We start from the raw sequence: 10,799 nt of genomic DNA on the forward strand, positions 1-10,799 counted from the left end.
CACCCTCGATCTTCTCGACCTTGACGAGGTCGCCTTCGGCAACCTTGTACTGCTTGCCGCCGGTCTTGACGATCGCGTACATAGAGGGTTACCCCTTATCTAAACTCGGATCAGGCCCGCCGACCGCGCACCTGGATGGACGTATTTCACTTGCGTTCCGGGGCAGCAGCACGCCTGACCTGCTAAGATCAGACGGCGCAATATCCCCAAAACAGCGACTGTCAAAGACTACCCCGTAGGGGGTCCAAAAGACAAACCGCTGCTAGCGGCTGCTGGTCCGCCGCGTCGCGCGGCGGCGTCCACGGCCTCGCTTCTCGACGCCACCGTCCTCCACCGGGGCCTGCTTCTCTGCGGCTGTCACCGGCTTCGACGGCTCGGCCGCGGTCGTTGTCCGACGCACCGCCCGACGACGGCCCCGCGAGCGGGTCGCCGAAGGAGCGCCCGAGGACACCTCGGAGGGCCGGTTGGAACGCGGCTCCTCCGCAGGCTTCTCGGCAGTCTTCTCCGTCTGCTGCTCCTGCTGCTCCTGCTTCTCCGGAGCCCGGCTGCGGGTGGCCCGCCGGCGACGGCGGCGACCGCCCTCCTCCTGCTCCGCAGTCTTCTCCTCGGCCGGGCCGCTGGACTCGGAACCTGAGAAATCCTCGGACTGCGGGCGGTGGTCCGACCGGGAGTTACCGCGGGTGCGGCGGCGGCGACGCGGGGAGGCGTCGAAATCGGCGACCGCCTGCTGGAAGGACTTCTCCGGCACGTAGTCCGCGCCGGTGGGCTCATCCGGGTCCTCCTCGCCGGCATGGTCGAGGGCGGCGGAGACGATGTCTTCGATCTCGGAGATCTCGGAAACCGTCTCCCGGCCCCGGCTGGTGCCGCGGCGGCCGCGGCGGGAACGGCGGCGTCGAGAAGCATCCCCGGAATCCCCGGCATCCTCAGCATCCTCGGATTCGGTGACCACGACGGAGGCGGCGAGCTCCTCGATGTCGGAATCCGCTCCCGACTCCTCCTCCGCGGACTCCTCGCGCTGCATGGCGCGGGCGGCCGGGTGCTCCTGCGGCTTCTTGCGGGACTTCTCGGGGATCTCCACCGGCTCCTCGACGGGGTCGTCGTGGAGGATGAGCCCGCGTCCGGCGCAGTGCTCACATTCGGTGGAGAAGGTCTCCAGCAGTCCGGTGCCCAGGCGCTTGCGGGTCATCTGCACCAGGCCGAGGGAGGTGACCTCGGAGACCTGGTGGCGGGTGCGGTCGCGGCCGAGGGCCTCCTTGAGGCGACGCAGGACGAGCTCCTGGTTCTCCGGCAGGACCATGTCGATGAAGTCGACGACGATCATGCCGCCGAGGTCGCGCAGGCGCATCTGGCGGACGATCTCCTCGGCCGCCTCCAGGTTGTTGCGGGTGACAGTCTCCTCGAGGTTGCCGCCGGAGCCGGTGAACTTGCCGGTGTTGACGTCGACGACGGTCATGGCCTCGGTGCGGTCGATGACCAGGGAACCACCGGAGGGCAGCCACACCTTGCGGTTGAGGGCCTTCTGCAGCTGCTCGTCGACGCGGAACTGGGCGAAGGCGTCGAGGCCCTCATGCGCGGAGCGCTGGTACTTCTGCAGGCGGTCGAGCAGGTCCGGGGCGACCGACTTCACGTAGGCGTGGACGGTGTTCCACGCGCGGTCGCCGTCGACGACCAGCGAGGTGAAGTCCTCGTTGAACAGGTCGCGGACCACCTTCACCAGCATGTCCGGCTCTTCGTACATGGTGACGGGCTTGGATCCGCGGGAGTTGATCTCGGAGTCCGCGCGGTTCTGGATGTCCTCCCACAGGCGGTGCAGGCGGTCGACATCCGCCGCGATGGCCTCCTCGGAGACGTTCTCGGCGGCCGTGCGGATGATCGCACCACCCTGCCCCGGCACCACCTTCGACAGGATCTCCTTGAGGCGCTTGCGCTCGGGTCCGGGCAGCTTGCGGGAGATGCCGGCGCTGCGGCCACCGGGCACGTACACCAGGTAGCGGCCAGCCAGGGAGATCTGGGTGGTCAGACGCGCCCCCTTGTGCCCGACGGGGTCCTTGCTCACCTGCACGAGCACCTGGTCGCCGGACTTCAGCGCCTGCTCGATCTTGCGGGAACGCCCGCCGAGACCGGCGGACTTCCAGTCGACCTCACCGGCGTAGAGCACGCCGTTGCGGCCCTTGCCGATGTCGATGAACGCCGCCTCCATGCTCGGCAGCACGTTCTGCACGCGGCCGAGGTAGATGTTGCCGATCATCGACGCCTGCGCCTCCGAGGTGACGAAGTGCTCGACGAGCAGATCGTCCTCCAGCACGCCGACCTGGGTCACCATGCCGGGGTGATCATGGCGCTGGCGCTCGCGCACCACCATGGTGCGCGCCACGGACTCGCGGCGCGCCAGGAACTCGGCCTGCGAGACGATGTGCTTCTTGCGACGCCCCTCCTCGCGCAGCTCCGCCCGGCGGCGGCGCTGCGACTCGAGGCGCGTTGACCCCTTGAGTGCGACTGGTTCCTCCGGCAGGTCGTCGTCGGACTCCTCCGGCTCCTGCTTATCGACGCCCCCGTCCTCCACCTCGTCCACTCCCCGACCGCGGCTGGCGCCGCGGCGGCCGCGACGGCGGCGTCGAGAAGCAGCGGGTTCCTCCTCCTCTTCCTCGGCCTCCTCCGTGCCCGGCGCCATGAACAGGGGCACCAGGGCAGGCGGATCCTCCGGCTTCGGGGTGATCTCCGGCGTGACGTCTTCGAGCAGCTCCTCCTCCGGCTGCTCCTTGAGCAGCTCGGCGAGATCCGACTCAACCTTCTCCTCGATCTGGGAGATCTCGTTGGCCACGTTCTTGCGCACCCGGGTGCGGATCCGGTCCTCGTCAGGCTCCTCCGGCGCGAGCGCGGCCCTGACCTTGTCCACCTCCTCGACGCTCAGGGTGGACTGGGCGACCTTCTTCAGGTCCATCCCCGCGAGCACCTCGATGATCTCCTTCGAGGTCGTGCCCAGCTCCTTCGCCAGGGCATGGACGCGCACCTTCGGAGCGGCCTCGGTGGTGGTGCGGCGCACGGCACGCCGCTTCTTCTTGGAATCAGTGGAATCAGCCACGAATACTCCTGTAGTTGTGGTCGATCGGCTCCCCGGGCGCTGGCGAGAATCCTCGCCGCCGCCGCACAGGGGCCGACCGCAAAATCTGTCTCGGTCTGAAGGTATTCAGTTGTGCAATACTTCCGGGTTCCGCATCACTGCGACCCGCGTTCCATTGTGGCACACGAAAGGCCCGTCTAGCGTGGGTGCCCATGAACAACCCGCCGGTTTCCCTGTCCCGGGCGCTGGTACCCAGTCTCGGTATCGCCGCCGTCTTCACGCTCATCCACCTCGGGATGGTGCTCACGGGCCTGGTGGCGGCGGTGGTGACGGTGGCCTGCACGCTGGCGGTGATGCCCCGCCACATCTGGGTCGGCGGTATGGACATGAAGACCACCTCGGACGCCGACTACACCCGCTGGGACCACATCCGCCCCTTCCTTCCCGGCGCGCTGGGGTTCCTCGCGGGTTCGGGGTTGGCCGATCTGCCCACTCCCCCGATCGTGTGGCCGTTCTACTTCGCCTCCGTCACCGGGGTGATCCTGTGGACCTTCCACTCGGAGGAACGACGCTCACGTGCCCTGGGACAGCGGCGGGCCCGGCGCGCCCTGGAGCAGACGTCCCTGGAGGACGCCACGCTGTCGCGCCTGGAGGCCGCCGCCGCACACCGGAGACTGCTGCGCGGATTGAGTGACCTGGGCGCCGTCGACGGGATCCGGGCGCGGATGTGGCGGCTGGCCCGGCACCTGGACTGCGAGGTCGGTGACCTGCGGGAGGGGGTCCGCGCGCTGCAGCAGGTCGGGGTGGTGGGGGTGTCCACCATCGACGCCGGAGCCGATGTCCCCCGCCACCTCGTGGAGATCACTCCGGTGGGCGTGCGGGTGCTCAGCGAACTGCGGAATCGCTGAGGGCCGCCCACGCGGGGGGCGGCCCTGGGCGGATCACATGCTTAGAGGTTGGGGAACCAGATGTTGATCTCGCGCTCGGCGGACTCCGGGGAGTCGGAACCGTGGACGACGTTCTCGCCGACGGTCAGGGCGAAGTCGCCGCGGATGGTGCCCGGGGTGGCCTTGGAGACCGGGTCGGTGCCACCGGCCAGCTGACGCCATGCCTCGATGGCACGCTCGCCCTCGACGATGCCGGCGACCAGCGGAGCGGAGGTGATGAAGTCGACGAGCTCACCGAAGAAGGGCTTGTCGGAGTGCTCGGCGTAGTGCTGCTCGGCGGTGGCGCGGTCGGTGACGCGCAGGTCGAGGGCGGCCAGCTTGAGGCCCTTGCGCTCGATGCGGGCGATGATCTCGCCGACGTGGCCGTTCTTGACACCGTCCGGCTTGATGAGGATGAGAGTGCGTTCAGTCATGGTTGGACACTCTACCGCAGGTCCTGCACCACCGCGCGCGCGGACTCGGGGGTGGCGTCGCGGAACCACAGCTGCACCTGGCGCACGGCCGCGCCTTCGTCACCGCGGTCGAGCATGGCGCGCAGTGTTGCGCGCTTGTCGTCGTCCAGCATGATGGGTGCCGGTTCACGCCCGGCGGCGGTCATCTTGAGGCCGAGCACGAGGAAGACGCCCGCGACCAGCAGGGCGAGGACGGCGGCGATGTCGGGGAGGCCGGAGAATTTGACGATGAGCGCCGCCACGCACAGGGCGGCGGCGAGTCCGAGGTAGAGGGCACGCATGACCGCCATCCTATCCCCGCACCCACTTGAGTACATGTCAACAACTTCGGTGTTAGAGTGGACACATGTCCGTCACCGAACCGCACCCCGAGGAGCTGGTCCTCTCCCCCGACGCCCCGCACTGCGCGGACGGCGCCCGCGTGGAGATCATCACCTCCCGCCCCGTCCCCCTCGGCGGCCCGCGCGCCATGACCGTCAACCGCACCCTCCCGCAGAAGCAGCGCAGCCTCATCGGCGCCTGGTGCTTCGTCGACCACTACGGCCCCGACGACGTCTCCACCACCGGCGGCATGGACGTCGCCCCGCACCCCCACACCGGCCTGCAGACCGTCTCCTGGCTCTTCGAGGGCACCATCACCCACCACGATTCCGGCGACAACCACGCCGTCGTCCGCCCCGGCGAGGTCAACCTCATGACCGCCGGCGCCGGCATCTGCCACTCCGAGGTCACCACCCAGGCCACCACCATCCTCCACGGCGTCCAGCTGTGGACCGCGCTCCCCGACACCGCCCGCCACGGCCCGCGCCGCTTCGATCACTACGCCCCCGAACCCGTGCTTATCGACGACGCCCACGTCCTCGTCTTCCTCGGCTCCCTGCTCGGTTCCACCTCGCCCGTGGAGACGTTCACGCCCCTGGTGGGTGCGGAGATCCGGCTGGAGGCGGGGGCGTCGATAAGCATCGACGTGGACCCCGCCTTCGAGCACGGCCTCCTCGTCGACCACGGCGACATCGACCTCGAGGGCGTGCCCGTCGCGCCCACCGAGCTGGCGTACACCGGGGTCGGCGAGCAGCGTCTGCGCATCCGCAACAACGGCACCACGCAGGCGCGGATGCTGCTCATCGGCGGTGAGCCCTTCACCGAGGAGATCCTCATGTGGTGGAACTTCATCGGCCGCACCCACTCCGAGATCGAGGACTACCGCGCCCAGTGGCAGGCCGAGGACGAGCGTTTCGGCGTCACCGAGGGCTACATCGGCCACGACCCGGAGGGCCTCACGCGCCTGCCCGCGCCTGAGCTACCCAACGCCCGCATCCGCCCGCGCCGCAACCCCGCCCCCGTCGCCCGCCCCGAGGAGAGAATCTGATGACCCGCAAAGCCCCCTACCTGGACAAGTTCTACCCCGAGATCTACCAGTCACTCACCGAGGTGTCGAAGAAGCTGAAGATGCTCTACCCGGACGTCGATCTGCCGACATCCCTCATCGAGCTCGTCGCCGTCCGCGTCAGCCAGATCAACGGCTGCGGCACCTGCCTGTCGATCCACGTCCCCGCCGCCCGCAAGGCCGGGGTCCCCGACAACAAGCTCGACGCCCTGCCCGCCTGGCGGATGGTCGCCGAGTTCAGCGAGCAGGAGAAGGCGGCGCTGGAGCTGGCCGAGACGCTCACGCTGCTGCCCGCCGGCCAGGACAACTCCCGCGCCGCATTGCCCGCCTGCGAGATCTTCGCCGAGGAGCAGGTCGCCGCGCTGGAATGGTCGATCATCATGATCAACGCGTTCAACCGCGTGTCCATCGCGTCGGGGCACCCGCTGCTGTCGCGGTAGGTACCGTTTACCGCATCCCGACGGCGCTCGGCTGCACCCAGGCCACGTGCCAGGCCCCCATGAGCTCCACCTCCCGCTCCCGGCCCTCGATCACCGCGACAATGCAGTCGACGACCCGCTCCAGGTGCATGTCGATGCAGATGTCGGAGAAGCTCAGGTGCCGGTACCCGCGGGTCACCGCGTCGTTGGCCTTCCAGTAGTCCTTGAGCTGCACGTTGATGTGGTTGTGGTACGTGTGCCCGTGGACCTCCACGATCACCTTCTCCGGCTCATAGACCCCGTCCCGGAAATAGTTGCCGATCAGCTTGTTGCACTCGAAGACGTAGCCCCGTTTCCGCAGCGCGCGGAAGAGGATCCGCTCCGTCTCCGAGTCCGTGCCTATCGACGCCCCGTTGATCCGCCCCCGCAGCCGCGCCGGCACCCGGCCAAAGTCCTCCAGGTCCTTCTCCAACCGGTCCCGGGCGCGGCGCCCCGTGTACCCGCGGTCGAGCACCGCGACCGCGGCCTGATCGTCGGGGATGTCGAGGGCGACTCTGAGCGGGGTGGCGACGCGGAGGTCGTCGATAAGCTCGAACGGGCGTTGCTCCGCCCGGATCACGGTGACGATTCCGCTGGACCGGAAGGTCCTGTCGCGGGCCACCAGCACGGTGACCGGGGTGGTGATCCGGTAGCCGCCGCGCAGCTGTGCCGCGGTCGTGCCGGTGAAGATGACGTCGGGGCGTTGATGCTGGAGGGCCTCGAGCAGGAATCTTCCGTGGGGGCGGGAGGTGGTGTAGAGCCCCTGCGTGACGCGATGGAGTGTGCCGCGTCGGATAAGGGTGCGGATGCGGTGCCTGCTGATGCCGGCCTCGCCGAGCTCCCGGGTGGTGAAGATGGAACGGTCGGTGGGTAGCTGAGTCATACCTTTTTAGACTGCGCCGACGCCCGGAAGGTTCCCCCGCGGCAAAGAATGCCGCGAACCCCCTCCACCAGTGATCGTGGAAGGGGTTCGCGGTACGTTTGGCTGCGGCCTACAGGTGCTGGGTGGTCAGCCAGCCGCGCTTCATGCGCTCGATGAGCGTGGAGCGCAGGTGCAGCAGATACCACCACACGATGATGAAGATGACCGCCACCATCACCGCGGAATAGTGGACGAAGAACCCGCCGACCAGGAGCACGGCCTGCAGCGCCAGGTTGACGGGCAGCGCCCAGGAGAAGCGCTGCAGGAACGCCATGAGAATGTGGGCGACGCCGACGGCGGTGATGAAGCCCCAGTTGAAGGTGGTCCAGTAGATACCGTCGTTGACCTTGAGGATCACCGTGAGGATGAGCAGGATCGTGATGGCCTCGAGGAACAGGGTGCCCGCCATGACGCCGCGGATACCCTTCATCGGGTCCTTTTCCGGGGCGTGACCGGGGCCGAGGGGGCTGACCTCGGGTTGTTCTGCGCTCATGCGGGGTCCTTTCCGAAGAGGGTACGGGCCTCGCCCGCGGTGACCACCGAACCGGTGACCACGACACCGGCACCCGACTGGATGTCGGCGTCCTCGGCCAGTTCGACCGCCAGCTCGTAGGCTCCGGTGAGGTTCTCGTCGACGTGGACGCGTTCCTCGCCGAAGATGTCACGGGCGTACTCGGCCAGATCGTACGCATCCATGGCCCGCGGAGAGGAATTCCGGGTGATCACCACCTCCGAAAGATAGGGCTCCAGGGCCACGAGAATCCCGCGCGCGTCCTTGTCGTCGAGCACGCCGACGACGCCGATGAGGCGCTGGAAGTCGAAGTCCCGGTCCAGGGCCGCGCCGAGGGCGGAGGCGCCGTGGGGGTTGTGGGCGGCGTCGACGAAGGTGGTCGGCGAGGTGCGCACGCGCTCCAGGCGCCCGGGCGACTGGACCTGGGCGAAACCGTTGCGTACCGACGCGATGTCGAGGGGCCGCCCCGCCCCGGCCCCGAAGAAGGCCTCCACTGCGGCAAGTGCCACGGCGGCGTTGCGCGCCTGGTGTTCGCCCGACAGCGGCAGGAAGATGTCCTCGTACTCCCCGCCCAGCCCGCGCAAGGTGAGTTGCTGACCGCCGACGGCGACGGTGGCGGAGACGACGCCGAACTCGGCACCCGCGCGCGCCACGGCAGCGTCGACCTCCACCGCACGCTGCAGGATGACCTGCATGGCGGCCGGGTCCTGCTCGGCGACGATGGCGACGTTGTCCGGCGGGGTGAGCAGGTCCTCGGCGTCCCACCGGGACTTGATGATGCCGGCCTTCTCCCCGGCGATCTCCTCGATGGTCTCGCCGAGGTAGTCGGTGTGGTCCATGCCGACGGGCATGACGACGGCGACGTCGGACTGGATGACGTTGGTGGCGTCCCACGTGCCACCCATGCCGACCTCGACGACGGCGACGTCGACGGGGGCGTCGGCGAACGCGGCGTACGCCATGGCGGTGAGGACCTCGAACTTGGACATGCGGCCGACGCGGGCGTCGACAAGCTCGACATAGGGCTCGATCTCGCGCCAGATACGCACGTAGTCGCGCGGGTGGATGGGCACGCCGTCGATGCCGATGCGTTCGGTGACCAGCTGCAGGTGCGGGCTGGTGGTGCGCCCGGTGCGGCGGTGGAAGGCGCGCAGGAGCGATTCGATCATGCGCACCGTCGAGGTCTTGCCGTTGGTGCCGGAGACGTGGATCGTCGGGTAGGAGTGCTGCGGCGAGCCGAGCAGATCCATGAGCAGCTCGATGCGCTTGAGGGAGGGGTCGATCTTCGTCTCGGGCCAGCGGGTGTCCAGCTCCGCCTCGACGATCGCGAGTTCGGCCAGGTCCTCGGCGGTGATCTCCACCGGCTCCGGCTTAACGACGTCCCCGAGCTCGATGTTGAGCTTCAGGCCCTGGTCGGTGACCTCGACGGTGTCCTCAAGATCCTCGAGGTCCTCGTCGTCGGCGGCGTTGTTGTAGATCTCCTCCTCGTTGCGGGTCACTTGAGCCCCTCCAGACGGGCGGTGATGCGCTCGACCTCCTCCTGGGCGACCTGCTGGCGGGTGCGGATCTTCTCCACGACCGCCTCCGGCGCCTTCGACAGGAAGGCCTCGTTGCCGAGCTTCTTGGCGGTGCCCTCGAGCTCCTTGTGGGCGGCGGCGAGATCCTTCTCCAGGCGCTTGCGCTCGGCCTCGACGTCGACGGTGCCGGAGGTGTCCAGGGCGACGGCGATGGTGGCCTGCGACAGGCGCAGCTCGATGGAGGCGGACTCCGCGAAGCCCTCCTCGGGGGCGGTGACGCGCGCCAGGGAGCGGACCATGTCCTCCTGCGCGGCGAGGTCGGCGGCGGCGAAGTCGAGGGCGGCCGGGACCGGCTGGTTGGGCTTGACGCCCTGGTCGGAGCGGAAGCGGCGGAGCTCGGTGATGAGCTTCTCGGCGTCGGCGATGCGGCGCACGGCGACCTCATCGGTGGCGGCCCCGCCGTTGGTGTCGGCGGCGGTGGGCCACGGGGCGGTGACGATGGTCTCGCGCTCGGTCAGCGCCGTCCACAGGACCTCGGTGACGAACGGCATCGTCGGGTGCAGCAGGCGCAGCACCACGTCGAGGACGCGGCCGAGGACGAGCTGGGTGGTCTCACCGGGCTGGGTCTTGGCGATCTCGAGGTACCAGTCGCAGAACTCGTCCCACGCGAAGTGGTAGAGCTCCTCGTTGGCCTTGGAGAACTGGTAGTCGTCGAGGAAGGCGTCGACGCTCCCGCGGACCTCCTCGAGGCGGTCGAGGATCCAGCGGTCGGCGTCGGTCAGCTCTTCGCGCGGGGGCAGCTCGCCGACCTCGGCGCCGTTGAGCAGCGCGAACTTGGTGGCGTTGAAGAGCTTGGTGGCGAAGTTGCGCGAGGACTGGGCGGCGTCCTCGCCGACGGGCAGGTCGACGCCGGGGTTGGCGCCGCGGGCCAGGGTGAAACGCAGGGCGTCGGCGCCGTAGTCGCGGACCCACTCCATGGGGTCGATGCCGTTGCCGAGGGACTTGGACATCTTGCGGCCCTGCTCGTCGCGGACAAGCCCGTGGAGGAAGAGGTCGGTGAAGGGGATCTCGGGGCGACCGTCGCGGCCGGCACCGAGCACCTCCGGGGTGATCTTCGCGGCGAAGGTGCCGAACATCATCATGCGGGCCACCCAGAAGAAGAGGATGTCGTAGGCGGTGACCAGCACGGACGTCGGGTAGAACTTGGCCAACTCCGGGGTCTTGTCCGGCCAGCCCATGGTGGAGAACGGCCACAGGGCGGAGGAGAACCAGGTGTCCAGGACGTCCGGGTCCTGGGTGTAGCCCTCGGGGGCCTGCTCGTCGGGGCCGACGCAGACGATCTCGCCGTCAGGTCCGTACCAGATGGGGATGCGGTGGCCCCACCACAGCTGGCGGGAGATGGTCCAGTCGTGCATGTTGTCGACCCACTCGAAGTAGCGGGGCTCCATGGACTGCGGGTGGATGGTCGTGTCGCCGGAACGGATGGCGTCGCCGGACATCTGCGCCAGTTCCTCGACCTTGACGAACCACTGCAGCGACAGGCG

The 10,799-nt window shown here is 68.7% G+C and carries 11 protein-coding genes; 3 read left to right on the top strand and 8 right to left on the bottom strand.

The window, feature by feature from the left end; genetic code table 11:
* Nucleotides 1-82: bL21 family ribosomal protein (locus Q4F73_RS09110; RefSeq protein ID WP_276785738.1), on the bottom strand; the 82-nt coding region annotated here is incomplete at its 3' end.
* A 180-nt stretch (nt 83-262) separates the two neighbouring features.
* On the bottom strand, nt 263-3,043 hold the full coding sequence (locus tag Q4F73_RS09115; protein ID WP_303359046.1) for a translation initiation factor IF-2 N-terminal domain-containing protein: 2,781 nt from the start codon (nt 3,041-3,043) through the stop codon (nt 263-265).
* Nucleotides 3,044-3,273: 230 nt separating this feature from the next.
* Between Q4F73_RS09115 and Q4F73_RS09120 the strand changes: the two genes are divergently transcribed.
* Complete coding sequence (locus tag Q4F73_RS09120; protein ID WP_303359038.1) at nt 3,274-3,969, top strand: hypothetical protein; 696 nt, start codon at nt 3,274-3,276, stop codon at nt 3,967-3,969.
* Between the two features lie 41 nt (nt 3,970-4,010).
* On the opposite strand, the gene ndk is transcribed toward Q4F73_RS09120, so the two are convergent.
* Nucleotides 4,011-4,421 carry a nucleoside-diphosphate kinase gene (gene ndk / locus Q4F73_RS09125; protein WP_303359039.1) on the bottom strand — a complete coding sequence of 137 codons (411 nt, stop codon included), beginning with the start codon at nt 4,419-4,421 and terminating at the stop codon, nt 4,011-4,013.
* An 11-nt stretch (nt 4,422-4,432) separates the two neighbouring features.
* Nucleotides 4,433-4,741, bottom strand: a complete 309-nt coding sequence (locus tag Q4F73_RS09130; RefSeq protein WP_303359040.1) for a hypothetical protein — start codon at nt 4,739-4,741, stop codon at nt 4,433-4,435.
* A 65-nt stretch (nt 4,742-4,806) separates the two neighbouring features.
* Between Q4F73_RS09130 and Q4F73_RS09135 the strand changes: the two genes are divergently transcribed.
* Both Q4F73_RS09135 and Q4F73_RS09140 read left to right on the top strand, forming a co-directional pair.
* A complete protein-coding gene (locus Q4F73_RS09135) occupies nt 4,807-5,829 on the top strand; it encodes a pirin family protein (protein ID WP_303359041.1) in 1,023 nt (340 codons plus the stop codon).
* Nucleotides 5,829-6,287 carry a carboxymuconolactone decarboxylase family protein gene (locus Q4F73_RS09140; protein ID WP_303359042.1) on the top strand — a complete coding sequence of 153 codons (459 nt, stop codon included), beginning with the start codon at nt 5,829-5,831 and terminating at the stop codon, nt 6,285-6,287. Before Q4F73_RS09135 ends, Q4F73_RS09140 begins: the two co-directional genes overlap by 1 nt.
* A gap of 7 nt (nt 6,288-6,294) precedes the next feature.
* Here Q4F73_RS09140 and Q4F73_RS09145 read toward each other — a convergent pair whose 3' ends face one another.
* The 4 genes from Q4F73_RS09145 to Q4F73_RS09160 all read right to left on the bottom strand — a co-directional run.
* Complete coding sequence (locus Q4F73_RS09145) at nt 6,295-7,188, bottom strand: type IV toxin-antitoxin system AbiEi family antitoxin domain-containing protein (RefSeq protein WP_303359043.1); 894 nt, start codon at nt 7,186-7,188, stop codon at nt 6,295-6,297.
* Nucleotides 7,189-7,297: 109 nt separating this feature from the next.
* A complete protein-coding gene (locus Q4F73_RS09150) occupies nt 7,298-7,720 on the bottom strand; it encodes a DUF4233 domain-containing protein (RefSeq protein WP_303359044.1) in 423 nt (140 codons plus the stop codon).
* A complete protein-coding gene (locus Q4F73_RS09155; RefSeq protein ID WP_303359047.1) occupies nt 7,717-9,216 on the bottom strand; it encodes a folylpolyglutamate synthase/dihydrofolate synthase family protein in 1,500 nt (499 codons plus the stop codon). The genes Q4F73_RS09150 and Q4F73_RS09155 overlap by 4 nt, the downstream gene beginning before the upstream one ends.
* A gap of 17 nt (nt 9,217-9,233) precedes the next feature.
* Nucleotides 9,234-10,799, bottom strand: a 1,566-nt coding sequence (locus tag Q4F73_RS09160; RefSeq protein ID WP_303359045.1) for a class I tRNA ligase family protein, incomplete at its 5' end; no start/stop codon positions are given.

It is taken from the genome of Corynebacterium sp. (genome assembly GCF_030535495.1).
GTDB lineage: Bacteria > Actinomycetota > Actinomycetes > Mycobacteriales > Mycobacteriaceae > Corynebacterium.